Below are 25,282 nucleotides of genomic sequence, written 5' to 3' on the forward strand. Positions count from 1 at the left end.
AACTTTTTCGGCGGCGGGCAAGTATAGCCCGGGTACCTTTTCCAAACCGCCTACTCATGGATTCCACCGCCGCCACCCCGTCCAACGCCGCTCAGCCCGCCGTGCCCCTCACCGTGAGCGACCAGCAAACCAGCGCCTTGCTCGACGACACCCTCGCCTTGCTCGGCCACGGCCTGCCCGACAAGGCCGCCGGCCAGGGCACCGCCGAAATTGAGCGCTGGGCCGCCGTGCTGGCCGCCTCCGACCGCCCCGGCCTGGCCAAAATTACCCAGGAGTTGAGTCAACTCGGCGAGCTGCTGGCCAGCCCCCAGGCCGCCGCCCACGAAGTCGCCGAGTTGCTGGCCAGCCTCAGTGCCGAAACCATCAAGGTGGCCGAAACGGCCCCCGGCGACTATTCCGGCCCCCTCGGCAACCTGGGCACGCTGCTGCGCAAAGCCGCCAACTCGCTGTCGCGCTAATCTTCTGGTTGCTGGTCATCGGTTGTGAGCTGTCGTAAAATGGCCCGATTACTGGCAACGAACAACTGGAAATGAACAACTCAAAACGCGGGGCGCGACCTTTGCCGCTGGTTGCGGCAAGGGCCGCGCCCCTTATTTATGCCCGTCTTAACCCCCGCCGACCTCACGCCCTACGACCCGTTTGAGGGCATGCGCTTCGGTCCCGCCACCTGTTTTCTCAGCGGCCAGCCCGTGGGGCCCGCCGACACCGTGCCCGTGTTTGCCGACTGGCTGCAAGCCCGCTACGGGCTGGCCGACCGGCCCATCCAGCTGCTCGACCAAAGCACTGTGGCCTTCCGCGACCTGCGCCTGCCCGCCAGCCCCGCCGTGCGCCAACGCCTTGATGCGCTGGAGGCTACTGTGGCCGCGGCGGCCGCGCAGGGCCCCGGGGCCCTGCGGGCCCTCGGCGACGACACGCTATTTCTGTGGCTGGGCAAGATGTTCTACGGCATCTTCATCACCGAGCTGCTCAACGAGTTCGAGCCGCTCATCAAGTCCCGCTACCCGCTGGCCGAAAACGCGGCGCTGCTGCGCAAGTTTCAGGTGTTTTTCCAGCTCTTGCAGGGGCTGCGGGTGCCCACCGAATACGCCGACTTCGTGCCCGCTTCGGTGTTTGTGCTGGAAGTGGACCCGGCCGAAGACGTGGTGCCGTTCGAGTACGACGACGACCTCAATACCCTGGTGTTCAGCATAAAGCTGGACCGGGCCGTGCTGGTGGCCTGCCTCGCCGACATCGGCCTGATTGGCCAGGCCATGCGCCAGGTGTACGCCGACGCCCAGCGCCCGCTGCACCCGGTGCAGGTGGCCGAGTTCAAGGCGCGGGTGTACTACGGGGCCCACCTGCTGCACATGGTGCCCGACCTCTACCCGCGCCACCCGCGCCCCGGCGACACGCATTTGGTGTTCGACGCCCTGATTGACGACGTGGGCGCGGCCATCTTCAACCCCTGGGAAAACGCCGCCTACGCCCAGGCCCTGGCCGAAATGTGGCACCGCTGGGGCATCACGCCCGCCGAAATTGCCCGCGACCCCGCCCAGCCGCTGAGCCTGCTCTACACCGCCGACGGGGCCCCCCGGCAGCTGCCGCGCTGGCCCGCGCCCGCCGGTAGCTAGTTGAAGGCCAGCGCAAACCATTTCCAAACATTTTAGGCAACCAGCGCGGCCCGTGGCCGTTTTGTTGATAGCTTGCCAGTGCGAACCCTTCGGTTTTGCGATAACACTTCGCGCATAGCGCTGATTGACAAGTTTATTTGTAAATCCGTTTGTGGGTTTGCGCCTTGCTGCCAGCGCTTTTAATTTTGCGCCTCCCAACCCAGCACCCTCGCTCATGGACGCTTACTCCTATATTGCCAACGCCGATGCGGTAGCCATCGAAACCTTGTACCGCTCGTACCAGCAGGATCCCGAATCGGTGGACTTTGGCTGGCGCAAGTTCTTCGAGGGGTTCGATTTTTCGCAGCAGTTCCCGCCGGAGGGGGCCCCCGCCGCCCCCGGCAGCAACGGCAACGGCGCGGCCTACGCTCCAGCGGCCCCCGTGGCTGCCCCCGCCGCGCCCGGGCTGCCCCAGGCCGACGACTATGGTGTACTGAACACCGCTGCCTCGACCAACAATGCCCCGGACAGCCTGGCCACCGGCGACGACGCGCCCGGCGACAAGGAAACGGCCGTGCGCAACCTCATCCACGCCTACCGCAGCCGGGGCCACCTGCGGGCCAAAACCAACCCCGTGCGCGAGCGCAAGGACCGCCACGCCCGCCTCGACCTGCCCGATTTTGGCCTGAGCGACGCCGACCTGGACACGGCGTTCCGCAACGGCGAAACCTTGGGCCTGGGCCCCAAGGCCACGCTGCGCGACATCGTGGCGGCGCTGGAAAAGATTTACACCGGCACGGTGGGCTTCGAGTACATGTACATCCGCGACCCGCAGATTCTCGACTGGTTCCGCGAGAAGGTGGAGCGCGAGGCCCTGGCCTTCAACCCCGGCGTGGAGTACAAGAAGCGTATCCTGAAGAAGTTGAACGAGGCGGTGGTGTTCGAGAACTTCCTGCACACCAAGTTCTTGGGGCAGAAGCGGTTTTCGCTTGAGGGCGGCGAGACGACCATTCCGGCCCTGGACGCCATCATCGGCAAAGGGGCCGATTTGGGGGTGCAGGAAGTGATGATTGGCATGGCCCACCGCGGCCGCCTGAACGTGCTGGCCAACATCATGGGCAAAACCTACGAGCAGATTTTCTCGGAGTTTGAGGGCACCGCCGTGCCCGACCTCACGATGGGCGACGGCGACGTGAAGTACCACATGGGCTACTCGTCGGAGGTGAAAACGGCCAACGGCAAGAAAGTCAACCTCAAGCTGGCCCCCAACCCCTCGCACCTGGAGGCGGTGAACCCGGTGGTGGAAGGCTTCGTGCGGGCCAAAATCGAGCACCAGTACGCCGGCGACTACCACAAAATCCTGCCCATCCTCATCCACGGCGACGCGGCCCTGGCCGGCCAGGGCATCGGCTACGAGCTGACCCAGATGTCGCTGCTGGAAGGCTACAAAACCGGCGGCACGGTGCACTTCGTCATCAACAACCAGGTGGGCTTTACTACTGATTTTGAGGACGCCCGCTCGTCCATTTACTGCACCGACCTGGCCAAGATGATCGACGCGCCGGTGGTGCACGTGAACGGCGACGACCCCGAAGCCGTGGTGTTCGCCGCGCAGCTGGCCGTCGAGTACCGCCAGCAGTTCCACGCCGACATCTTCATCGACATGGTGTGCTACCGCCGCCACGGCCACAACGAGTCCGACGAGCCCAAGTTTACCCAGCCCACGCTCTACAACCTCATCTCGAAGCACCAGAACCCGCGCGAGGTGTACAACGCCACGCTGGTGCAGCGCGGCGACGTGGACGCCGCCCTGGCCAGCCAGATGGACAAGGAGTTCCGCGATACCCTCCAGGCCCGCCTCGACATGGTGAAGCAGAAGCCCCTGCCCTACAAGTACCAGGCCCTGGAAAACGAGTGGCGCAGCCTGCGCCGCAGCACGCCCGACGACTTCCACCAGTCGCCCGAAACCGGCATCCCGGCCGAAACCGTGGAACGCGTGGCCAAGGCCCTGACCACCATCCCCGACGGCTTCAAGCCCATCAAGCAGATTGACAACCTGCTGAAGGAGCGCCGCAAGATGTTTTACGAAACCCGCGTGCTGAACTGGGCCGCCGGCGAGCTGCTGGCCTACGGCTCGCTGCTGGCCGAAAACCACATCGTGCGCGTGAGCGGCCAGGACGTGCAGCGCGGCACGTTCTCGCACCGCCACGCCGTGCTGCACGACGCCGAAACGAGCGCCCCGTACAACTCGCTCAACCACCTGGAAGGTGAGCACCAGCAGCTGAGCATCTTCAACTCGCTGCTGAGCGAGTACGCGGTGCTGGGCTTTGAATTTGGCTACGGCATGGCCAACCCCACGGCCCTGGTGGTCTGGGAGGCCCAGTTCGGCGACTTCGCCAACGGGGCCCAGACGATGATTGACCAGTTTGTGGTGAGCAGCGAGAGCAAGTGGCAACGCATGAACGGCCTGGTGATGCTGCTGCCCCACGGCTACGAGGGCCAGGGCCCCGAGCACTCCAACGCCCGCCCCGAGCGCTTCCTCCAGCTGGCCGCCGAAAACAACATCGTGGTGGCCAACCTGACCACGCCGGCCAACTTCTTCCACGCCCTGCGCCGGCAGCTGACGTGGAGCTTCCGCAAGCCGCTGGTGGTGATGTCGCCCAAAAGCATGCTGCGCCACCCGCTGTGCGTGTCGCCGGTGGAGGAGTTCATCAGCGGCCGGTTCCGCGAGGTGCTGGGCGACGACTTTGCCGACGCTAAAAAGGTGAAGCGCGTGCTGCTGTGCTCGGGCAAGGTGTACTACGACCTGCTGGACGAGCAGCGCACCGCCGACCGCCGCGACGTGGCCATTGTGCGCCTGGAGCAGCTGCACCCCTTCCCGCAGCAGCAGTTGCAGGCCGAGCTGGCCAAGTACCCCAAGGCCAAGCCGTACTGGGTGCAAGAAGAGCCCGAAAACATGGGCTATTGGAACTACCTGCTGCGCTTCATGCGCCGCGAGCTGGAAGACGTGGTGGCCCGCAAGCCCTCGGCCTCGCCGGCCACCGGCTACAACAAAATCCACGTAAAGGAGCAAAAAGACCTGGTGGCCCGCGCCTTCGACAAGCCCCAAAACGACGTGGCCGCCGCCAACATCAAGGAAACCGTCGAAATCGCCAAGAAGCAAGACTAGCGGGGAGCAACTGGGGCCCCCGGGCCGCCGCTTCCCATTTTTCCATCCCAAGCCGCCCGCCGATGATAACCGAAGCGCAAATCCAGGCCGTGGTGGCCCGCATCGTGGCGGGCTATGCGCCCGACCGGATTATTCTGTTCGGTTCCTACGCCTACGGTACGCCCACCGACGACTCGGACCTGGACTTGCTGATTATTAAGCAAAATGCTGAAGCCAAGCGTACCGAGCGTGCCGTGGCCGTCTGGCGGCATTTGTGGGATGCCAGCTTGCCAGCAATGGATATTTTGGTTCGGACCCCAGCCGAAATGACTGAGGCGGCCGACGTGGCCTATTCGGTAGAAAATACGGCGCTACAACAAGGACGACTTTTGTATGCAGCCTAAATCAGCCGACCAAACCCGCGTGGAAGTGCTGTTGCGAGCCGCTGACCGCGACACGGAAACTGCCGAAACATTGGTCAGATATTCGCCCCACCTCTACGAAAGCGTAGGATTCAGCTGCCAGCAATTGGTCGAAAAGTACGCGAAAGCAGTGCTAGTCGCCAACGGCCTACCCGCGCCATTCATCCATGTTCTGGTTAAGCTGCTGGTGCCCTTAGTGCAAGCCTCCATCATCACCCTTGGCGGAGCAGAAATGGACTCAGCGGCTATTTTGCAAAGTTTTGCGGTGGAATGGCGCTACGAAACCGACGATGCACCCAGCTACACCTCTACTGAACTGCTCGTCATGGCGCACCGTTTTCGCGACAAGCTCCGGCCGCTGGCCGTGGCTTTTTTACCTTAATTATTCTTCACGTTTTTGCGCCTAGCTTCCCATGCCCACCGAAATCAAAATTCCCGCCGTTGGTGAGTCCATCACGGAAGTAACCATTGCCAAATGGCTGAAAAAAGACGGCGAGGCCGTGCGGCGCGACGAAGTAATTGCCGAGCTGGAGTCCGACAAAGCCACGTTTGAGCTGCCCGCCGAAGCCGACGGCGTGCTAAAGATTCGGGTGGCCGAGGGCGAAACCATCGGCATCGGCACCGTGATTGCCGACCTCGACGGCGACGGTAGCGGCGCGGCTCCGGCTGCGCCCACTGCGGGTGCGTCCCCGGCAGCCTCCGCCGCGGCTCCTGCCCCAGTCCCGGCTCCGGCGGCCGACCCGCTGGCCAAAGGCGAAGAAAACCCCCGGGCCAGCGACCAGGCCGGTTACGGCGGGACCCCCGCCGACCGGCCCGGGGGGAGCCCTGCATCCCCGGCCCCGGCGGTGGCAACTGCTGGCGGCGGCACGATTGAAATGACCATTCCCGCCGTGGGCGAGTCCATCACCGAGGTGACCATTGCCAAGTGGCTGAAGCCGGACGGTGCCGCCGTGAAGCGCGACGAAGTCATTGCCGAGCTGGAATCGGACAAGGCCACGTTTGAGCTGCCCGCCGACGCGGAAGGCATTCTGCGCCACGCCGCTCAGGAAGGCGAAACCATCGGCATCGGGGCCCTCATTGCCCGCATCGAAAGCGGCGGCGGAGTCGCGGCGGGCGCGGCGGCTCCGGCCGCGGCGGCCGCGCCCGCCGCCGCCGTGCCGCTGGCCCAGGCCCCCGCCCCGCCCGCGGCCGCCACGGCTACCGCCGCCACTTACGCCACGGGCGTGCCCTCGCCGGCCGCCGGCAAAATCCTGGATGAAAAGGGCGTAGCCGCGGCCGACGTGGCGGGCTCGGGCCGCGACGGCCGCATCACCAAGGAGGACGCGCAGAACGCCCAGGCCAGGCCCGCCGCCCCCGCGCCGGCAGTAGCCTCGGCCCCCGTGGCCGCCCCGGCTGCCCCAGCGGCGCTGGCCCCGGCTGGCGGCCGCGGCCAGCGCCGCGAGCGGATGAGCAACCTGCGCAAAACAGTGGCCCGCCGCTTGGTGGCCGTGAAGAACGAAACGGCCATGCTCACCACCTTCAACGAGGTGAATATGCAGCCCATCATGGACTTGCGCACCAAATTCAAGGACAAGTTCAAGGAGAAGAACGGCGTGGGCCTGGGCTTTATGTCGTTCTTCACCAAGGCCGTGTGCGTGGCCCTGAAGGAGTGGCCGTCGGTGAACGCGCAGATTGACGGGACCGACATCGTGTTCAACGACTTCTGCGACATCAGCATCGCCGTGTCGGCCCCCAAGGGCCTGGTGGTGCCGGTGATTCGCAATGCCGAACAGCTTTCGTTCGACGGCATCGAAAAGGAAGTAGTGCGCCTGGCCGGCCTGGCCCGCGACAACAAGCTCACCATCGAGCAGATGACGGGCGGCACGTTCACCCTCACCAACGGCGGCATTTTCGGCTCCATGCTGAGCACGCCGATTATTAATGCGCCGCAGTCGGCCATCCTCGGGATGCACAACATCATCCAGCGCCCGGTGGCCGAGAACGGGCAGGTCGTAATTCGCCCCATGATGTACCTGGCCCTGAGCTACGACCACCGCATCATCGACGGCCGCGAATCCGTCAGCTTCCTGGTGCGGGTGAAGGAGCTGCTCGAAGACCCCACGCGCCTGCTGCTGGGCGTGTAAGGCGGTAAAAAAACCTGGCCTTTGAGCAGTGTTTTTCGTTAAGGCCAGGAGCCGGGCGCACGTGCCCGGCTCCTGGCCTTTTCCATTTTATGAAAGATAAAAAAATCAAAGCCGAACGAGCAAAGTTGCGCAAAAACCCCGGGCCGCCGAAGCCCGCCAATACTTCCCGCTTCTGGCCCGTGCTGGGCCTGGCGGCCTTCACCGGCATGCGCACCACCAGCGGCCCTACCTTTTTGAGCCACTACCTGAGCGGCCAGGCCCGCCCCAAGGGCTTGGCCCAATCGCCCCTGCGCTTCCTGCAAAACGCCACCGTGGCCAGCACCCTCAAAGGGCTGTTGGCCCTGGAACTGGTGGGCGACAAAAACCCGAAAGGCGGCAACCGCACCGAGCCCCAGCAAGTAGGGGCCCGGGCGGCCTCGGGGGCCCTTGTGGGCGCTGCGCTCTACAAGGCGCGGGGCGGCAGCGCGGGGGGCGGGGCCCTGGTGGGGGCCCTGGCGGCCGTTGCCGCCACGTTCGCCAGCTTCTGGCTGCGCAAAACCATCAGTGAGCGCACCGGGACGCATACTTCCATCGTGGGCTTAGGCGAGGACGCGCTGGTAGTGGCCGGGGGCATAGCCTGGGTAAAAACGCAAGCGGCGAGGTAAAATATTTATTGAAAAAATATTATTTAAACAGAATACTCAACTTGCAATAAGCAAGTTGAGTATTCTGTTTTTAGACGGTTAAAGCGGTAAAATAGAGTGTTGAATGGCTAATTTTACTGGTTAAATAAATTTTGCGCTACTGCTATTTTATAAATCCGTAGATTTGTTATGTCATATTTTATTCAAGTGCCGAATGAGTCGCTTCCAAAGCCCCATGTGCTCGGATTGCCCCCGCCGCAAGGGGCCGTTGATGGGGTGTTGCCAGCTGGAAGAACTCGGTAGGATTGCCGGCAACAAGGTGGCGCACGCGTACCAGAAGGGGCAAGTCATTTTCAGCGAGGGCAGCGCCACGCTGGGCATGCACTGCGTGCACCACGGCCGCATCAAGGTGACGCGGGCCGGCGGCGACGGCAAAGAGCAGATTGTGGGCCTGGTGAAGGGCGGCGACAGCATGGGCATCCGCTCGCTGCTGACCGAAGCCCGTTACTCGACGTCGGCCGTGGCCCTCGACGACTGCGTGGTGTGCGTGGTGCCGCGCACCGATTTTTTGCAGCTGGTGCAGTCCAACCTCCAGTTCTCGGTGGCGCTGATGCAGCAGCTGGCCCAAAGCCTGGGCGAGGCCGAGCAGCGGATGCTGCAACTGGCCTACAAGCCGGTGCGCGAACGGCTGGCCGAAGCGCTGCTGCTTTTGCAGCGCACGTTTGGGCAGGAGGACGGGGCCGAGCCGTTCAGCATCCTTTTCTCGCGCGACGACTTGGCCGCCCTCGTGGGCACAGCCAAAGAAACGGCCACCCGCCTGCTGTCAGAGCTGCGCGAAGACGGCACCATCGACACGCGCGGCAGCCGCATCACCCTGCTGGCCCCCGAGCGCCTGGCGCGCATTTCCAGCCAGTACGACTAACGGCGGGCCGGGCGCGGCGGCCCCCCGTGCTTCGCATGGCAGCGGCGCGGGCCCGGCTGGGCATACCGTCCGCCACGGGCCTTCCGCCAAAATCCGTGACGGAGCGCCCAGCACCCGGGGGAGCGCGGCCATCAACCCACCGGTAAAACGGATTAATACTATTTGGGCAACACGATTTTGCGCAGGCATGATATTGCTTTAATCATACTTTTGCCATGCAAATACGGCATTGCGGGGGTTAATCATTTTTGAAAGTGACGGATATCATTTTTAGATAATCCCAGGGAGCGAGATATTTGTAACACCAAAAAGGGGGTGAAAATACCGGTTGAAGGAGGTATTAAAGACGTTGAATGATTGGGATAGACGGATGAAATTTTTTAGACCATTCTATAAAAATTCAAATTTTTCTAGTATGTTTGTCAGGCACTCTGCTATAAGTGCTAATTAGAACCAGCTAGGCGTCTTTCTATCACTAACCCTTTAACATTAATAAAATATAAAAATATCCTCATTAGAAGTCTCGTCAAAAAACCAGGTTCGTTTACCTAAATGAACAATGGGTTGGTCAGCGGCTGAAACCTCCGTATCACGTCATATTTATTCGTTTCCTTTTTTCAATACCCGTATTCCCAATGGCTTACTCTGCTAATTCCCCCGCCGGCCAGGCCGTGCAAAATATCCTCGCCGACTTGCCGCAGCTGATGGCGGTGGCCATCGTGGACGTGACCTCGGGCATGAGCCTGGCCTCGCACTCGAACTCGCCGGCCATCAACCCCGACACGGCGGCCGCCTACAACACGGAGGTCGTCAAGCAAAAGCAAAAGGCGATGGCCGCCCTCAAGCTCCAGGGCGAGACGATCGAGGACATCCTCATCACGCTCACCAACCAGCTGCACCTGATCAAGCTCAGCACCAGCGGCACCAAGTTCATCTACCTCGTCGTCAACATGCGCGACACCAACCTGGCCATCGCCCGCGAAGTCCTCCGCGCCAACGTGGAGCACATCAACAGCTAAAGCGGCCGTCGCAACGGGCCGCTGGCCACGCCTCGTGCGGTGGTGGCCAGCGGCCCCGGCGGCCGCGCCGGTTTGCAGGCCATGAAAATCCCGTTTTTTCAACAGTTGCAAAACTGGGCCGGTCAACCCGTGCGGCAGCTGGTGGTGGCCGCCGCGGGCCCGGCCCGCGCCGGCATCGAGCGCGTGCTGCGCCGGGTGCTGGCCGAGTTGCCCGAGCTGCTGGCCACCGCCGTGGTGGACGTGGCCACGGGGCAGGTGCTGGCCGGCTACGCCGCCAGCCGCGAATTCCGCCCCGGCGCGGTGGCGGGCCCCAACGCCGAGGTGGTGCGCCAGCTGCACGCGCTGCTGGGGGCCCTGCCCGAACAGCAGGAACAGCTGGAAGAAGTAATGGTAACGCTGCGCTCGCAGGTGCACTTGCTGCGGTTGCTGCCTCAGAACCGACAGTTTTTGTACCTGGCCGTGGATTGCCGGGATACCAACCTGGCCATTGCCCGGGAAGTGATGCGCAGCAGCCTGGAGCGGTTCGAAACGTTAATTGGCTAACCCTTCATTTGCTATTTATCGCCTTTTTTGTTTCACCTCTCACCCTTTTTCCTTTTGCTCCTATGAACTTAACTGCTACTCCCTTCGACGCCCAGACCGGCGAATTGCTGCCGGTGTACCGGGACGCTTACTTGCGCGGCGACCTGGCCCGCTCGTCGGCCCGGGCCGTGGAAAAATACCTGAGCCAGGACGGCGACCGGGCCCACGCCACCCTCACCCGCTGGCACCAGCTGGGGGCCGGCTCCGACGCCACCGCTACCCCGACCTGGGTGCAGAAGCAGCTGCAGTTTGTGCGGGCCCAGCCGGTGCGCTTCCGCCACCGGGCCCTGGCCCTGGTGGCCGTGGGGGCCCTGGCCGCGGGGGCGTCGATGGCCGGCACCCGCCTGCCCGTGCACCAGCTGCGCCTGGCCGCCGCCCACGACCTGCTGGCCGCGGCCCCCGCCGCCGTCCTTTCCCTCGAAGCCGCCGACCTGGCCGCCGCCCGCACCGTGCTGGTGCACGGCCGCATCCTGGACGAAGCCGGCCAGCCGCTGGTGGGGGCCACCGTGCTCCGCAAAGGCACCCACTTCGGGGCCAGCACCAACGCCACCGGCGACTACCTGCTGCCCGTGCCGGCGGGGGCGGCCACCACGCTGCAATACGGCTACGCCGGCTACGCCGAGCAAGACGTGGCCGTGCGCGGCAACGCCCCGGTGGCCGTAACGCTCCAGCCCAATGCCCCGGCCCCCAAGCGCCGGCACTGGCTGTTCTTTTAAATCAGGCGGGCAATTGCTCGAAAATAAACAGGTTATCAGTTGCTCGTTGGGGGCCGTCCGTCAGATTTTTGGCGGCCGGTCCCCAACGAGCAACTGATAATTTAACCGGCCCCCCGGCTGCCCCGCGTGAAAGCCAGGACCTACCGCAAATTAGTCGAGAAGAAAAACCAGGAACTCGCCCTCGCGTCCGCGGCGGCGGTGCCGGCCGGCCCCCACCCGGCCGCGGCGGGGGCCGTGCAAAATATCCTCGCCGACTTGCCGCAGCTGATGGCGGTGGCCATCGTGGACGTGACCTCGGGCATGAGCCTGGCCTCGCACTCGAACTCGCCGGCCATCAACCCCGACACGGCGGCCGCCTACAACACGGAGGTCGTCAAGCAAAAGCAAAAGGCGATGGCCGCCCTCAAGCTCCAGGGCGAGACGATCGAGGACATCCTCATCACGCTCACCAACCAGCTGCACCTGATCAAGCTCAGCACCAGCGGCACCAAGTTCATCTACCTCGTCGTCAACATGCGCGACACCAACCTGGCCATCGCCCGCGAAGTCCTCCGCGCCAACGCCAGCGGCTTGGACTGACGACCGGCGGCATCTTGAGAAGCTCATCCGGTTCCGGGTGAGCTTTTTTCGTGTTTTCGGGCCGCGCCGGGGCCCGCCGCGGGCCCCGGCGCGGCGGGTTTCGCCGTACCTTTAGCCCTTTAACCGACTTATTCTCATTCATGAACCAATACGACGTTACGGTAATCGGTAGCGGCCCGGGCGGCTACGTGGCCGCCATTCGCTGCGCCCAGCTGGGCTTGAAAACGGCCCTGATTGAAAAATACCCCACCCTGGGCGGCACCTGCCTCAACGTGGGCTGCATCCCGAGCAAGGCGCTGCTCGACAGCACCGAGCACTACCACAACGCCCACACCACGTTCCGGGAGCACGGCATCGACTTGGAAAACCTGCGGGTGAACATGCCGCAGATGGTGGACCGCAAAGCCGGTGTGGTGAAGGCCAACGTGGACGGCATCGCCTACCTGATGAAGAAGAACAAAATCGAGGTGCTGCAAGGCCTCGGCTCGTTCGTCGACAAAACCCACATCAGCGTCGCGCCCACCGGCGGCGGCGCGGCCCAAACCATCGAAACCAAGAACGTCATCATCGCCACCGGCTCGAAGCCCACGGTGCTGCCGTTCATTCAGCAGGACAAGCAGCGCATCATCACCAGCACCGAGGCCCTGAACATCCGCGAGGTGCCGGGCAGCATGGTGGTGGTGGGCGGCGGCGTCATCGGCCTGGAGCTGGCCTCGGTGTACGCCCGCCTGGGCACGAAGGTGTCCATCGTGGAGTACACCGACAGCATCATCCCGACCATGGATTTGTCGCTGGGCAAGGAGCTGAAGCGGGTGCTGGGCAAAATCGGCATCCAGTTCTACATGAGCCACAAGGTGACCGGGGCCGTCCGCGAGGGCGACACCGTGACCGTGACGGCCACCTCGCCCAAGGGCGAGGAAATCAAGCTCGTGGGCGACTACTGCCTGGTGGCCGTGGGCCGCTCGGCCTACACCCAGGGCCTCAACCTGGAAGCCGCCGGCGTGCAGATGGAGGAGCGCGGCCGCGTGAACGTGGACGCCCACATGCAAACCAACGTGCCGGGCATCTACGCCATCGGCGACGTGGTGCGCGGGGCCATGCTGGCCCACAAGGCCGAGGAGGAAGGCACGTTCGTGGCCGAAACCATCGCCGGCCAGAAGCCGCACATCAACTACCTGCTCATCCCGGGCGTGGTGTACACCTGGCCCGAGGTGGCCGGCGTGGGCTACACCGAGGAGCAGCTAAAGGAGCAGGGCAAGGCCTACAAGGTGGGCTCGTTCCCCTTCAAGGCCAGCGGCCGCGCCCGCGCCAGCGGCGATACCGACGGCTTCGTGAAGGTGCTGGCCGACAAAACGACCGACGAAATCCTGGGCGTGCACATGATTGGGCCCCGCATCGCCGACCTCATCGCCGAGGCCGTGACGGCGATGGAGTTCCGCGCCTCCGCCGAGGACGTGGCCCGCATGAGCCACGCCCACCCCACCTACGCCGAGGCCATGAAGGAAGCCTGCCTCGCCGCCACCGAGAACCGGGCGCTGCACATGTAGCGTTGGGGTTAACCTTGGCCTGTCCTACAAACTGTAACTAACTAACCAATGGAATTGCCCGTCTCTTTAGAAGTATTGCAGGAAGAGTTGCAACGTGCCCTGCCCGAATACAGCTACACTATCCAGAAACAGCTGTTCGGTAAAACCCTGATGGCGAAACAAACCGGGTTCCGGGGGGCTCGGATTGCGCTAACCAAAAAAGAGGTAACCGTAGGCTATGGCATTCCGTCGGTGTGGGGAAATGCATTGGTTGCTAACTTGGGGCTGTTAGGAGCACTAGCAACGCGGGCAATTGTTAAAGACGCCATGGCTCCCCGCAATAATATTTTTGAGTATTTAACAATGCATTACACCTCCAAAAAAGTATAGATGAGCTGGTGAGGTACCGTAAAAGCGGCTGAGGATTCAAACGCTTCCGCCGCTTTTTTGTGCTCCGTATCACCGTCGCTTTGGTAACGTAGTAGCCGTTTGCCCAAGAACTTGATGGCTTGTCGGTACAGTGCTGGCAGCTGCTATCTTCTCGTCCCACGCTGCTGAAATCAACGGGTCTGCAACTTGCTGCTGTTCTGGCCGGGCCGCCCACCGTTGCTCGGAAGTTGTTTGTCGACATCGAGCCGCAAACCTTCTCGCCCGCCCAGTTCACGGATTGGAACCCCTTCGTGCGGGAAATCAAGCGCACCGGCATCGTCATCGGCGAGTGGAAGCCCACCGCCACCTAGAACCGGACGATTCATGGGTAATGGGGCCCCAGCGGCCAAAACGCAAAGAGGCTGGGGCCACGGGAGCTTCGGCCTCTTTGCGTTTGAAGTTATTAATTGTACGGGCACTTACGGGCCGGGTAGATAATTATTTTATTTATCCATCCAATTATCTGCCCCGCACTTCGACCCGGCCCGCAACGCCTCTGCCAGCTTCCGGTATTTCTGCGCGGGGCTGGGGGCCCTGCGGTGGCCGGTTACTTCTTGAACCAGGCCAGCAAATCGGGCTTGTAGGAGCTGCCGATGGGCAGGGTGCTGCCGTCGGCCAGCACTACTTGCTCGGGCTGGAGCAGCTTGATGTGGGCCCCGGCCACGATGAACGAGCGGTGCACGCGCACGAACCGCCCGCCCAGGGTGTCTGCCATGTCCTTCATGGTTTCGTGCAGCAGGTGGGTTTTGGCGGCCGTCACCAGCTTCACGTAGTCCTTGCAGCCCTCCACGTAGAGGATGTCGCGGTGCGGCACCTTCAGCAGGCCGCGGGCGTCCTTCACCAGCACGTGGGCCTCCTCGGGGGCGGTGGGCGGGGCGGGCTGGGCGCGGGCCACGGCCTTCAGGAACCGCTCGTAGCTGAAGGGCTTGAGCAGGTAGTCGAGCACGGCCAGCTCGTAGCCTTCGTAGGCGTACTCGCGGTAGGCGGTGGTGAGGATGGTTTTGGGCGGGTGCTTGAGCGTGCGCAAAAAGCTCAGGCCGTTCATCAGCGGCATCTCAATGTCGAGAAACAGCAGGTCGACGGGGTGCTGCGTGAGGTGCTCGTGGGCCTCCATGGCGTGGCGGCAGGCCCCGGCCAGCGCCAGGCCGGGCGTTTGGCCGATGAACTGGGCAAGCACCTGGTGGGCCAGCGGCTCGTCGTCCACGACGAGGCAGCGAAGGGTGGGGGAGGTCATGGCTGGTTATTCGTTGCTAATTGTCAGTTATTGGTCAACGGGTCGAAGCTGTTTAAAAAACTGTTAGAACGTCATGCTCATCCGGCGTCCGCGCAGCCTCCTGCACAACTGACAACTGACAACGAACAACTAAAATTACCGCGGGGGCAGGCGCAAAGTAAGCTCGGCCCGGTAGCGGCCGCCGTGCTCGGAGAGCAGCAGCTCGTGGGCCCCGGGGTAGTACAGGCGCAGGCGCTGGCGGATGTTGACCAGCCCGATGCCGCCGCTGCGGCGGGGCCCCGGGGCGGCGGGCGGGGCGGCGGGCAGCATGTCGTTTTCGATGACGAAGTGCAGCGTGTCGGGGCCCGCCACGAGGGTAGCCTCTACGCTGGCGCCATCGGCGAAGTGGTGGCGGCCGTGCTTGAAGCTGTTCTCCACCAGCGGCAGCAGCAGCAGCGGCGGCACGCGCAGCGCCGCCAGCCCGGGGCCCCCGGCGGCGAAGCGGATGCGGGCCCCGGCGTACTTGCGCTGCTCCATCTCGAAGTAGTTTTCGAGGAACGCCACCTCCTCCACCAGCGCAATGTCGTCCTTGCCGCTGTCATACAGCACGTAGCGCATCAGCTCCGAGAGCAGCAGGATGAAGCGCGGCGTTTCGGACGAGCCGGCCAGGCTCAGGCCGTAGATGCTGTTGAGCGTGTTGAACAGGAAGTGCGGCTGGAGCTGGGCCTTCAGCTGGTCCATCTGCAAGGCCAGGTGGTCGCGCTCGATGCGCCGGCGGTGGGCTTCATTCTCGAAGGCGTAGCGCACGAAGGCCACGCAGCTGAAGGCCAGGAAATCGGTAAGCAGCACCTTCATGTTGGGTTGCCCGATGGCGAGCACCCGCCCCCACGGGCCGGCGTACAGCCGGTAGAAATCGGCCAGCACCGGCGGCACGGCCAGGGGGCCAAACAGCTGCGCCGCCAGCCAAACGTTGAGCTTGACGCCCCACCACAAGTACACCACTCCGCCCACCACCAGCAGGGCGTAGCGCCGCCGCCGCAGCAGCCAGGGGATTAGGCCGCGGTAGTAGGGCACCGCGTACAGCGTGGCCGCCAGGGCAAAGAGGATGAGCTGCGGGTACGGGAAGTTGGCGCGCTCGGCGAGCGGGTGCCGGCGAATCGCTTCCTCCATGTAGTAGTTGTACTTGTACAGCCCCACATACAGCGCCCACACCAGCAGCTCAAAAACGAGGGGGAAGCGGCTGGGCCGGTCGGCGGGGGTGGTTTGCATGGGGCGAAGGTGGCAGGTTTTAGGTCCCAGCGCGGCACCCGGGCAGGCGGTTTTCGACCAACCGGGGGATTTTTTCGACCAAAAAAGCCGGGGCCCCGCTTGGTCGAAACCGGGCCCGTAATGGTCGAAAAACGCGAAAAAAGGGGGAAGGGCCGCCGTTGCTTTGTCCCACTCCCCGCCGCATGAGGCCGGGGCAACTCCTTCCGCAACCCCTCCACTCCCCCGCCATGAAAAACGCTTCCGCCGCCCTGTTCCTCGCCGCTGCCCTGGCCGCCGCCGCCACTCCCGCCACCGCCCAAACCGCCGCCGGGGCCCCCGCCGCCGCCGGCCTCGGCAGCCTCACCGGCACCGCCACCGACAGCGTATCGGGCCAGCCGCTGGCCTTCGCCACCGCCGTGCTGACGCCCGCCACGGGCCCCCAAAACCCGCTGAGCACCATGGCCGACGAGCGCGGCGCCTTCCGCTTCGCCGGGGTGCCGGCCGGGTCCTACACGCTGGTGTTGCGCTACCTGGGCTACCGCACCGGGCCCCCCGTAGCCGTGCAAGTCGGCCCCGGGGCCCCCGCCGCCGTAGCCGTGGCGCTGGCCCCCGACCACCACGCCCTGGCCGAAGTGACGGTGACGGCCGCCAAGCCGTTCATTGAGCAGCAGGCTGGTAAGCTGGTACTGAACGTGGCCGCCAGCCCCATCGCCACCGGCGGCAGCGCGGCCGACGTGCTCAGTAGGGCCCCCGGCGTACTGGAGCAGGGCGGCGGCTACGCGCTGCGCGGCAAATCGGTGGAGGTGCTGCTCGACGGCAAGTACACCAACCTGAGCAGCGAGGAGCTGAAAAACATGCTCGCCTCGCTGCCCGCCAACTCGCTTGATAAGGTCGAAATCATCTCGAATCCTTCGGCCAAGTACGACGCCAAGGGCGGGGCCGTCATCAACCTGGTGACCACCAAAAGCCTGAAGCTGGGCACCAACGGCACTGCCACGCTGGGCGCCGGCGCCGGCCGCTACGGCCGCGCCACCGCCGGCCTCAGCCTCAACCACCGCACCGAGCCCCTGAACGTGTACGGCAGCTACGACCGCCTCGACAACCAAACCTACACCGCCACCAGCGCCGTACGCGCCGCCACCCCGGAGGTGCAAATTGCCGAAAACGGCCTGGAGCTGCGCCGCAACCGCAACAACTCCGCCAAGCTGGGCCTCGACTACAACCTGAGCAAAACCGCCTCGGTGGGCGTGCTGGTGAAGGGCATGTACAACCAGCGCACCCGCACCGCCGACAACCTGGCCCTGCTCAACGGCCCCACCGGGGCACCGCAGTCGGGCGCGGCGGTGGCCACCGCGGGCGCGGCCCAGTTCTTCAGCCCCGCCGTGAGCGCCTACTACAAAACCACGCTCGGGGCCCCCACGAAAACGCTGCGCGTGAACGCCGACTACTTCGGCTACGCCAAGAACTGGCGCAATGACTACGCCACCACGGCCTTCGACGCCGCCGGGGCCCCCGCCGGCCCCGCCGACCTGCTGCGCGACAACTCGCCGGCCCGCAACTCGGTCAAATCCTTGTCGGCTGACTACGCCCAGCCGCTCTACAAAGGCACGCTCGAAGCCGGCCTGAAAACCGTTGCTACCACCACCGACAACGACATCCGCTGGGAGCAAGCCGCCGCCGCCGGCCAGCCCTGGGCCCCCGACCTGGGCAAAACCAACCACTTCATCTACCGCGAAAACATCAACGCCGCCTACGCCACCTTCAGCCGGACCCTGAAGAAAGTGGAAGCCCAGGTGGGCCTGCGCGCCGAGCAAACCAACACCACCGGCACCTCGCTCACGCTGGACCAAACCACCGCACGCAGCTACTTCAACCTGTTTCCCAGCGCGTCGGTGCAGTACAACCAGTCCGAAAAAGTGCAGCTCGGCTTTGCCTACCGCCGCCAAATCGACCGCTTCCAGTTCGGCATCGTCAACCCCTTCGTCACCTACCTCAGCCCCTACCGCTACAGCCAAGGCAACCCCAACATCCGCCCCTCGTTCTCGCACAACTTCGAGCTGAGTCACACCTACGGCAGCCTGCTCTCCACCGCCGTCAGCTACGGCTACCACACCGATGTGCTCATCGACACCTACACGAAGGACGACGCCACCCAAATCGTGGTCGACTCCCACCAGAACTTCCGCAGTGCCCACGAGCTGAACGCCACGATGACGCTGATGAAGCCCTTGCTGAACGATAAGTGGCAGACCGTGACCACCTTGTTTGTGCTATACGCCAAGGTGAACGCCGGCCCTGGGGCCCTCGGCCTGGGTGCCGCCCGTCCCGCCGCCTTCCTCTCCACCAACCACACCCTGTCGTTGCCCCACGGCTTCAAGGCCGAAGTATCGGCCATGTACATGTCGCCGATGACCTTTGGCGGCCTGGCCATCCGGGCCAGCTTCGTGAGCAGCGTCGGGGTATCCAAAACGGTGCTGCACGGCACCGGCACGCTCACGCTCAACGTCACCGACCTTTTCAACACCCAGCAAAACCGCTTCGACGTGCTCGCCGGCGGCGTCAATTCCACCAACGTCACCAAAACCGAAAGCCGCTTCGTCAAGCTCGGCTTCAGCTACAAGTTCGGCAACAAGAACGTGAAAGCCAGCCCGCGCCGCGACACCGGCACCGAAGCCGAACGCGCCCGCATGGACAACTAAGCCCGGCGGCTCCGAAATGCGAAAGCGGCCGCGGCTCCTGGGAGCTGCGGCCGCTTTCGCGCTGAAAAAAATGTTGTTACTGAGCAGCCGGAGCTGGGGCAGCCGGAGCCGGCGGCGGGGTGGCGCTGGCGGCTTTCACGCGCACGGCGGTGGGACCTTTCTGGCCCATCTCTACCTCGAAGTTTACCTTGTCGCCTTCTTTGATGGGGCCCCCGGCCAGGCCGTTGGCGTGCACAAAGATGCTCTCCTGGGTCTGCGAATCTTTAATGAACCCGTAGCCCTTCGAGTCGTTGAAGAACGCCACGGTGCCGGTGCGCACCGGGTCTTCCTGAGGCAGGTCTTCCTGCCGGGCGATGCCGATGCGGATGTCCTCGGTTTTGATGGCTTTCCGCTTGGTGGGGTCGGGAGGCGTCGCGGAGATGTTGCCGTTCTCGTCCACGTAGGCGAGCATCTCGTCCAGGCTCTGGCCGGTTTTAGCCGAGGCTTTGCGCTGTTCGCGCTTCTCCTCCTTGTCGTTTTTCTTTTTCAGTCGCTTTTTTTCGTTCTCTTTTTTGCTGAACGTTTCTTGTGCTCTCGCCATAGGGGGTTGGGGGTTGGGGTAGCTGCTTCGCCAAATTACTAACTAAAAGGATAAAACCGCCAATTTGATTCCGCCGAAAGTACGAAATACCGGCCGAACGCGCCCGCCCGCCGGGCCCCGCCGCTAGCCGCTGGCAAACGCGGCCACCTCGCGCACCGCGCCGGGGGCCAGGTCGCCGAGCCACTCGCCGCCCACCCGCACCCGCACCAGGCGCAGGGTGGGGAAGCCCACGGCGGCCGTCATCTTGCGCACCTGCCGGAACTTGCCCTCCGTGAGCACCAGGGCCACCCAGCTGGTGGGCCCGTGGCGGTCGTCGCGCACGCGGCGGGTGCGGGGCGCGAAGTCCGGCGCGGGGGCCAGGCGGCGGGCCTGGCAGGGGGCCGTTTGGTGCTGCCCGCCGCCCGGCCGCCCGATGGCCACGCCCGCCCGCAGCTGCGCCAGGGCCGCGTCGGTCACGAGGCCGTCCACCTGGGCGTAGTATTCTTTTTCCACGCCGGGGCCGCGCACCGCGTCGCTCGTGCGGCCGTCGGTGGTGAGCAGCAGCAGGCCCTCGCTGGCCTCGTCGAGGCGGCCGATGGCCATGGTGCCGGGCGGAAAAGCGTGCAGCTCGCCCAAAAACCGCTTCTTCGCTTCCTTCACCGCTTCGCTCCGAAACTGGCTGAGGTAGCCGTAGGGCTTGTGCAGCACGAAGTGCCGGGGCAGCGGGGCGGGGGGCGAAACTTCCAACGGAAACGGGGCGGGTGGGCCGCAAAGGTCGGCCCGGGGCCCCAAGGCCGCGCCGCGCCTCAGCACAGGTAGTCGAGGTGGTTGAAGAAGGCGGCGGCCAAGCCGTAGGCCAGCACCCGGTGGCCGCGGTCGTTGAGGTGCGAGGGGTCGGCAAACACCCCGCGGCCAAGGGGCAGCAGCTGGTGCGAATCGAGCCAATGCACGTTGGGCCGCGCCGGCATCCGGTGCCGCAGCAGCCAGCCCCCCAAGCGCCGCAGGGCGTTGTCGGCCGGCGGCAGGCAGGGCAGGGGCGAAAGAAAAATAAAATTTGTGGCCGGGTGCCGCTGCACGCACGCCCGCAAGGCGCGGAAACTGGCGCGGTACCGCCGCGAAAACAGCCACGACGCGCCGACCAGCGCGCCCGCCGCGGCCACGCGGGCGCAGTGCGCGGGCCGGCCGGCGGGGGGTGTGGCCCCCGCCGCCGGGCCCGCGCCCGCGGGGGCTTCGGCGGCGCACAGCCCCAGGTTCTGCGCAACGAACGGCGCATCGAAAACCTGGCTGAACTGGTGAATTAAGCTCTTCAGGTAAGCGGTGAATTCGTAGTTGCCGAGCTGCAAGACGACGTGCGAGGGGCGCAGCTCGTCCACCACCGCCAGTTTTTCGGCCAGCTGCACCAGTTTCAGGTGCGGAACGCGGGCCACGATGGCGGCACCGATTAATTCGCTGAGCAGCGCGGGAAAGGCCCGGGTTTCACTGTTGGGCCAGCCCAGCACGTGGCAGCCGCCCAGCACCACAATCTCAACCTGTTTCATCGCCGAGGGAAAGAACGGTGGCCGCGCGCAGAGCGGTTTTTTTACGCCGCGGGTGCGGGGCCAACGGTGAACGGATGGGCGGGCCAGCGGCCGCAGTGGTTAGATGCCGGGCGCGGGCAGTCGTTTAAGTCAAAGGCCGCCGGGCGCGGGGCATAAGGCCCAGCTTCGGCCCTTATATCGTTGAATTACAATAAAATAATTTTTTGTGGGCCGGATTAAAAATGGGCCACCGCGCTAACCCCACCGGGCCGCCCGCCGTTAGGAAAGCACGCTTAATTCCTTTTCAATCTTTTTTATGTCCGATAAACCCACCATTTTCCCGCCCCAGCACCAGGACGCGGGGGCCGGCCAGCCCGGCCTGGAATTCAAAATGACCCCCGAGCCCGAATTCATTCGCCCGGGCTACAAAGGGGCCGATAAACTCAAGGGCAAAGTGGCCCTGATTACGGGCGGCGACTCGGGCATTGGCCGGGCCGTGGCCGTGCACTTCGCCGTGGAAGGGGCCGACGTGGCCATTTGCTACTTCCCCACCGAGCAGGAAGACGCCGAAAAAACCCAGGAGCTGGTGCGGGGCCACGGCCGCCGCTGCCTGCTGCTGCCCGGCGACCTCAAGCAGCGCGAGTTCTGCAAGGAGATTGTGGAGCGCACCGTGGCCGAATACGGCCAGCTGGACGTGCTGGTGAACAACGCCGCCGAGCAAAACTGGCACGACACGCTGGAAGACATCACGGACGACGAGCTGGACAGCATCTTCAGCCTCAACATCATCGCCATGTTCCGCATCACGCGGGCGGCGCTCCAGCACCTCAAGGAAGGCGCGGCCATCATCAACACCACTTCGGTGAATGCTTACAAAGGCAACGAGATGCTGCTCGACTATACCTCCACCAAGGGCGCCATCGAGGCCTTCACACGGGCGCTTTCGCTCCAGCTCATCAAAAAAGGCATCCGGGTGAACTCGGTGGCCCCGGGGCCCATCTGGACGCCCTTCATCGTGGGCGTGGGCCTGCTGAAGCTGCCGCTCTTCGGGCACGACACGCCCATGGGCCGCGCCGGCCAGCCTTCCGAAGTGGCCCCGGCCTACGTATTCCTGGCCTCGGAAGACGCTTCGTATTTCTCGGGCCAGACGCTGCACCCCAACGGCGGCTCGGTGGTGAACGCCTAAAGCAGATTCGGGGCCGGGGGCCGCAGCGCGGGCTCGGTAGTTTGCGCCACGGCCCCCTGGCCCCGCGCCTGAAGCGGCCGGCGCGGGGGCCCGGCAACCCTGGCCGGGCCCGGCCGTATCAGGCCCTTAAAGCCTCAACAAAAGAGGGTTTACAATTTTAATTTCTTGAATTTATGAATACCAAATTGCTGGGCCTGTTGGCCGCTGGGGCCCTGGCCACCGCTGCCTGCTCGCAGGAGAAAAAAACCGAAACCACCACTACCGCGCCCGTCGTGTCTGCCGACAGCACCAAGGTGACGAGCACCACCACCACCACGGCCGTGGACACGGTGGCTTACCGCACCGACGCCGACGCCCTGGCCGCCCGCGTGGCCCAAGACCTTAAAATTACCGACCCGGCCGTGGTCACGCGCATCAAGAACGAGTACTACGCCCGGGGCCGTGCCCTGCAAGGCTACACCACCCAGTACGCCACCGACACCACCGGCCAATACGCCGCCATCAAGGCTGCCAACGACCAAGCCAGCCAGAACCTGAAAGCCGCCCTCACCGCCGACCAGTACAAGGTTTACACCCTCAAGGAGGGCACGTACTACGTGGGGCCCTACACCGCGGCCGGAGCCGCTCCGGCCCACAAGGCCAGCCTGGGGGCCCGCGTGGGCCAGGGCTCGGGCGTGAAGAAGCTGGAAAATACCGACGACGACCACAAGGTGAAGTACGAGAACGGCGCGAAAATCAAGCGCAGCGACGACGGCTCGCTGAAAATCAAACGCGCTGACGGCACCAAAATTAAAATTGACGAAGACGGCCACCGCACCGTGAAAAAGCCGTTGCTCTAGGCCAAGCAGCCACGAGCGCAGAACGGCGTCGTTGCGCGTAAAAAAGTCCATCCCCGGCCGGGGATGGACTTTTTTGTGGTTTTATGGCACTGCCGGCTTCTGCGCCTCCCGTCGCGCCAGCCGCGTCCGACGCAAGGGGGGGCAGTGGCGGGCTGCGCTTTTGGCCCGCAATGTGCTAATGGGCCCCCGGGCCAAAAGCAAAGCCCGCGGCCGGGACGCCGGCCGGTGGCCGGCGGGCCTGGTACCGGTTGCCCGGGCCCGGGGGCGGCGGCCTTGTCAATGTCGAAAGCAGCCTAAAATACAATCTGCCGTTGTTTGCAATGCTTAAACTACCGGTTTTTTTACTCGTCGGGGCACTTGCTGTCGCGGCTTGCTCGCCGGAGCGAGAAGCCGAAAGCACCGCGGCGACGCCCGCGTACCCGGTTTCTGCCGCGGCGGCTACCCCGGCCGTTTCGGCCCTGGACACGGTGGTGTACCGCACCGAAGCCGACGTGCTGGCCGTGCGCGTGGCCCGCGAGCTGCACATCACCGACCCGGCCTTGCTCACGCGCATCAAGAACGAGTACTACGCCCGGGGCCGCGTGCTGGGGGGCTACGCCACCCGGTACGCCGCCGACACCGCGGGCCGGTACGCCGCCGTCCGGGCGGCCAACAACCGAACCAGCCAGCACCTGCGCACCGCCCTCACCCCCGGCCAGTACCAGACCTACGCCGCGCGGCAGGGCACCTACTACGCGCGGTCGTACACGGACGTGCAATCCCTGGCACCCTTGGCCCCCACCCTGAGCCCCGGCGACCTCAAGGCGCTGGGCATCAAAAAGCTGCAAAGCGCGGGGGGGCGCCCCCGCGGCCAGCGCGACGAAGGGGCGTATCACAAGGTGAAGTACCTGAACGGCGCGAAAATCAAGCGCAACGCCGACGGCTCGTTGAAAATCCGGCAGGCCGACGGCACGAAAATCAAGATTGATAAAAATGGCCGCCGCACGGTGAAAACCGGGCTGTTCTAAACTAAAAAGCGGCCCCTGCTCGCCGGAGCAGGGGCCGCTTTTGCGCTCGGGCCCGGGGCCGCCCCGGCCGCCTACCAGTGCCAGGCCAAGGTGGCCCCGGTGAAGGGCCCGTAGACGAAGGGCGACGGCTGCGCCCGCCGGTACCAGGGCTTGGGCCGGGCCAGCCCCGTGGCCGGGCCCACGCGGGTGCGGCCGTGGGCCACCGCAATTTTGGCGAAGCCGTAGCCCAGGGCAATGCCCAGCGGGTAATCGGAGGCCCAGTGCACGCCGTTGTTGAGCATGGCCGCGCCCAGTATGGTCATCAGGCCGTAGCCCACGGGGCGGATGAACCGGTACTCGGGGTAGTTGTCGGCGATGACCGTGACCGTGGCCATGGCCGTGGCCAGGTGCCCGGTGGGGAAGGCGTCGTGCGCGGGCACGGCGTGCTGGTAGTCGTTGTAGTTGGGCAGCAGGTCCCACTTGCCGCGGGCCTGGGTCGACACGTTGGGGCTTTCGCGGCCGGTGAGGTGCTTGAGCAGCTGCGTGGCCAGGCCCGTGGTGAGGATGGCCTCGCCGAGCTGGCTGGAGGTTTGCAGGGCCCGGTTGTCGCGCCCAATCAGCCCGTAGGCAAAGAAGCTGGTGGCGATGGTGAGGTGCGTCCAGCCGTCGCCGAGGAAGTAGAGCGACGTGTTGAAGTTGTCGGGCGCGTTGTACTCGATGGGCAGGTTGACGCTGCCGATGTGGAACGGCAGCCGGAACAGGTTGCGCTGCTTGTCCTCGGCGGTGATGCCCAGGCCCCGGCCGCCGCGCTGCACGCCGTCGATGATGACTTGGTCGAAGAGAAAAAGCACGGCGCTGCTGCCCGCAATGCCGGCCAGCAGGGGCACGTTTTTCTTCTGAAACGCGTAGCCGGGCATCTCGGCCACGTCGCGCGGGATGTGGTAGAGCCACTGAAACGGCCGGGGCCGCTCGTAGTGCCAGCTCACGCCCGGGGCCACGGCGTAGTCGGTGCGCCGGGCGCGGCGCTGGGCCCCCGAGTCGGCCGGGGCCGGGGCCGCCGCGGGCCGGGGGCGGAGGGTGTCGGCAAGGACCGGAGCGGCGGTGGAATCGGCGGGGCGGGCCGTGGCCAAGGTAGCGGCGGGGGCCCCCAGGGGCAGCAGTAAGGTCAACAGCAGCGCCAGGCGCGGCTTCGGCCACCGCCAACGCGGATAGCGTGGTAACATGGTAATAATCAAATCAATAAAATATACTAGCGGGTACCGACACGCGGAAATTGACGGCCCAAATACGCTTCGGCACCCACCCGACGGGCGGCCCCGGTGGGCAATGCCAACACAAAGATAACATGGACGCAACG

25 protein-coding genes are annotated in these 25,282 nt (G+C 64.8%); 19 read left to right on the forward strand and 6 right to left on the reverse strand.

Features of this window, described 5'->3' with window-relative positions:
* Positions 1 to 56 precede the first annotated feature (56 nt).
* The 15 genes from HNP98_RS05455 to HNP98_RS22190 all read left to right on the forward strand — a co-directional run bounded on the left by HNP98_RS05455 (position 57) and on the right by HNP98_RS22190 (position 13,989).
* The gene (locus HNP98_RS05455) at positions 57 to 458 is read left to right on the forward strand and encodes a hypothetical protein (RefSeq protein WP_173809037.1); all 402 of its coding nucleotides are present in this window, start codon (positions 57 to 59) and stop codon (positions 456 to 458) included.
* Between the two features lie 138 nt (positions 459 to 596).
* Positions 597 to 1,610 (forward strand): hypothetical protein, encoded by a 1,014-nt coding sequence (locus HNP98_RS05460; protein WP_173809038.1) that lies wholly within the window; start codon positions 597 to 599, stop codon positions 1,608 to 1,610.
* 214 nt (positions 1,611 to 1,824) lie between these two features.
* Complete coding sequence (locus HNP98_RS05465; RefSeq protein WP_173809039.1) at positions 1,825 to 4,758, forward strand: 2-oxoglutarate dehydrogenase E1 component; 2,934 nt, start codon at positions 1,825 to 1,827, stop codon at positions 4,756 to 4,758.
* A 62-nt stretch (positions 4,759 to 4,820) separates the two neighbouring features.
* Complete coding sequence (locus HNP98_RS05470) at positions 4,821 to 5,141, forward strand: nucleotidyltransferase domain-containing protein (RefSeq protein WP_173809040.1); 321 nt, start codon at positions 4,821 to 4,823, stop codon at positions 5,139 to 5,141.
* A complete protein-coding gene (locus HNP98_RS05475; RefSeq protein WP_173809041.1) occupies positions 5,131 to 5,541 on the forward strand; it encodes a HEPN domain-containing protein in 411 nt (136 codons plus the stop codon). The genes HNP98_RS05470 and HNP98_RS05475 overlap by 11 nt, the downstream gene beginning before the upstream one ends.
* Positions 5,542 to 5,572: 31 nt before the next feature.
* Positions 5,573 to 7,282, forward strand: a complete 1,710-nt coding sequence (gene odhB, locus HNP98_RS05480) for a 2-oxoglutarate dehydrogenase complex dihydrolipoyllysine-residue succinyltransferase (RefSeq protein WP_173809042.1) — start codon at positions 5,573 to 5,575, stop codon at positions 7,280 to 7,282.
* Positions 7,283 to 7,371: 89 nt separating this feature from the next.
* Entirely contained in the window at positions 7,372 to 7,926 is a 555-nt protein-coding gene (locus HNP98_RS05485; RefSeq protein ID WP_173809043.1) for a DUF4126 family protein, read from the forward strand.
* A 193-nt stretch (positions 7,927 to 8,119) separates the two neighbouring features.
* Positions 8,120 to 8,827 (forward strand): Crp/Fnr family transcriptional regulator, encoded by a 708-nt coding sequence (locus tag HNP98_RS05490; RefSeq protein ID WP_173809044.1) that lies wholly within the window; start codon positions 8,120 to 8,122, stop codon positions 8,825 to 8,827.
* A gap of 635 nt (positions 8,828 to 9,462) precedes the next feature.
* On the forward strand, positions 9,463 to 9,846 hold the full coding sequence (locus HNP98_RS05495) for a hypothetical protein (protein WP_173809045.1): 384 nt from the start codon (positions 9,463 to 9,465) through the stop codon (positions 9,844 to 9,846).
* Positions 9,847 to 9,951: 105 nt separating this feature from the next.
* Positions 9,952 to 10,389: a hypothetical protein gene (locus tag HNP98_RS05500; RefSeq protein WP_173809046.1), complete on the forward strand. Its 438-nt coding sequence runs from the start codon at positions 9,952 to 9,954 to the stop codon at positions 10,387 to 10,389.
* 62 nt (positions 10,390 to 10,451) lie between these two features.
* Positions 10,452 to 11,144 carry a carboxypeptidase-like regulatory domain-containing protein gene (locus HNP98_RS21510; RefSeq protein WP_217425660.1) on the forward strand — a complete coding sequence of 231 codons (693 nt, stop codon included), beginning with the start codon at positions 10,452 to 10,454 and terminating at the stop codon, positions 11,142 to 11,144.
* Between the two features lie 126 nt (positions 11,145 to 11,270).
* The gene (locus tag HNP98_RS05510) at positions 11,271 to 11,723 is read left to right on the forward strand and encodes a hypothetical protein (RefSeq protein ID WP_317171048.1); all 453 of its coding nucleotides are present in this window, start codon (positions 11,271 to 11,273) and stop codon (positions 11,721 to 11,723) included.
* Between the two features lie 140 nt (positions 11,724 to 11,863).
* Positions 11,864 to 13,270: a dihydrolipoyl dehydrogenase gene (gene lpdA / locus HNP98_RS05515; RefSeq protein WP_173809047.1), complete on the forward strand. Its 1,407-nt coding sequence runs from the start codon at positions 11,864 to 11,866 to the stop codon at positions 13,268 to 13,270.
* Positions 13,271 to 13,318: 48 nt separating this feature from the next.
* Positions 13,319 to 13,639 carry a hypothetical protein gene (locus tag HNP98_RS05520; protein ID WP_173809048.1) on the forward strand — a complete coding sequence of 107 codons (321 nt, stop codon included), beginning with the start codon at positions 13,319 to 13,321 and terminating at the stop codon, positions 13,637 to 13,639.
* A gap of 227 nt (positions 13,640 to 13,866) precedes the next feature.
* The gene (locus tag HNP98_RS22190) at positions 13,867 to 13,989 is read left to right on the forward strand and encodes a hypothetical protein (RefSeq protein ID WP_262889094.1); all 123 of its coding nucleotides are present in this window, start codon (positions 13,867 to 13,869) and stop codon (positions 13,987 to 13,989) included.
* A gap of 236 nt (positions 13,990 to 14,225) precedes the next feature.
* Here HNP98_RS22190 and HNP98_RS05525 read toward each other — a convergent pair whose 3' ends face one another.
* Both HNP98_RS05525 and HNP98_RS05530 read right to left on the reverse strand, forming a co-directional pair.
* A complete protein-coding gene (locus tag HNP98_RS05525) occupies positions 14,226 to 14,912 on the reverse strand; it encodes a LytR/AlgR family response regulator transcription factor (RefSeq protein WP_173809049.1) in 687 nt (228 codons plus the stop codon).
* A 135-nt stretch (positions 14,913 to 15,047) separates the two neighbouring features.
* Positions 15,048 to 16,160 carry a sensor histidine kinase gene (locus HNP98_RS05530; protein WP_173809050.1) on the reverse strand — a complete coding sequence of 371 codons (1,113 nt, stop codon included), beginning with the start codon at positions 16,158 to 16,160 and terminating at the stop codon, positions 15,048 to 15,050.
* 227 nt (positions 16,161 to 16,387) lie between these two features.
* On the opposite strand from HNP98_RS05530, the gene HNP98_RS05535 reads away from it, so the two are divergent.
* Positions 16,388 to 18,838: an outer membrane beta-barrel family protein gene (locus HNP98_RS05535; RefSeq protein WP_173809051.1), complete on the forward strand. Its 2,451-nt coding sequence runs from the start codon at positions 16,388 to 16,390 to the stop codon at positions 18,836 to 18,838.
* 76 nt (positions 18,839 to 18,914) lie between these two features.
* Here the strand turns inward: HNP98_RS05535 and HNP98_RS05540 are convergent, their stop codons facing one another.
* The 3 genes from HNP98_RS05540 to HNP98_RS05550 all read right to left on the reverse strand — a co-directional run bounded on the left by HNP98_RS05540 (position 18,915) and on the right by HNP98_RS05550 (position 20,935).
* Complete coding sequence (locus HNP98_RS05540) at positions 18,915 to 19,418, reverse strand: cold-shock protein (protein ID WP_173809052.1); 504 nt, start codon at positions 19,416 to 19,418, stop codon at positions 18,915 to 18,917.
* A gap of 123 nt (positions 19,419 to 19,541) precedes the next feature.
* Positions 19,542 to 20,144 (reverse strand): pseudouridine synthase, encoded by a 603-nt coding sequence (locus tag HNP98_RS05545; RefSeq protein ID WP_246274992.1) that lies wholly within the window; start codon positions 20,142 to 20,144, stop codon positions 19,542 to 19,544.
* Positions 20,145 to 20,203: 59 nt separating this feature from the next.
* The gene (locus HNP98_RS05550; protein WP_173809053.1) at positions 20,204 to 20,935 is read right to left on the reverse strand and encodes an SGNH/GDSL hydrolase family protein; all 732 of its coding nucleotides are present in this window, start codon (positions 20,933 to 20,935) and stop codon (positions 20,204 to 20,206) included.
* 295 nt (positions 20,936 to 21,230) lie between these two features.
* On the opposite strand from HNP98_RS05550, the gene HNP98_RS05555 reads away from it, so the two are divergent.
* From HNP98_RS05555 to HNP98_RS05565, 3 genes are all read left to right on the forward strand, one after another.
* Positions 21,231 to 22,100, forward strand: a complete 870-nt coding sequence (locus HNP98_RS05555) for an SDR family oxidoreductase (protein ID WP_173809054.1) — start codon at positions 21,231 to 21,233, stop codon at positions 22,098 to 22,100.
* Between the two features lie 173 nt (positions 22,101 to 22,273).
* The gene (locus HNP98_RS05560) at positions 22,274 to 22,939 is read left to right on the forward strand and encodes a hypothetical protein (protein ID WP_173809055.1); all 666 of its coding nucleotides are present in this window, start codon (positions 22,274 to 22,276) and stop codon (positions 22,937 to 22,939) included.
* Between the two features lie 320 nt (positions 22,940 to 23,259).
* Positions 23,260 to 23,946, forward strand: a complete 687-nt coding sequence (locus HNP98_RS05565; RefSeq protein ID WP_173809056.1) for a hypothetical protein — start codon at positions 23,260 to 23,262, stop codon at positions 23,944 to 23,946.
* A gap of 71 nt (positions 23,947 to 24,017) precedes the next feature.
* On the opposite strand, the gene HNP98_RS05570 is transcribed toward HNP98_RS05565, so the two are convergent.
* Entirely contained in the window at positions 24,018 to 25,148 is a 1,131-nt protein-coding gene (locus tag HNP98_RS05570; protein WP_173809057.1) for a phosphatase PAP2 family protein, read from the reverse strand.
* Between the last annotated feature and the right edge of the window lie 134 nt (positions 25,149 to 25,282).

This window comes from Hymenobacter caeli, assembly GCF_013294115.1.
Taxonomy (GTDB): domain Bacteria; phylum Bacteroidota; class Bacteroidia; order Cytophagales; family Hymenobacteraceae; genus Hymenobacter; species Hymenobacter caeli.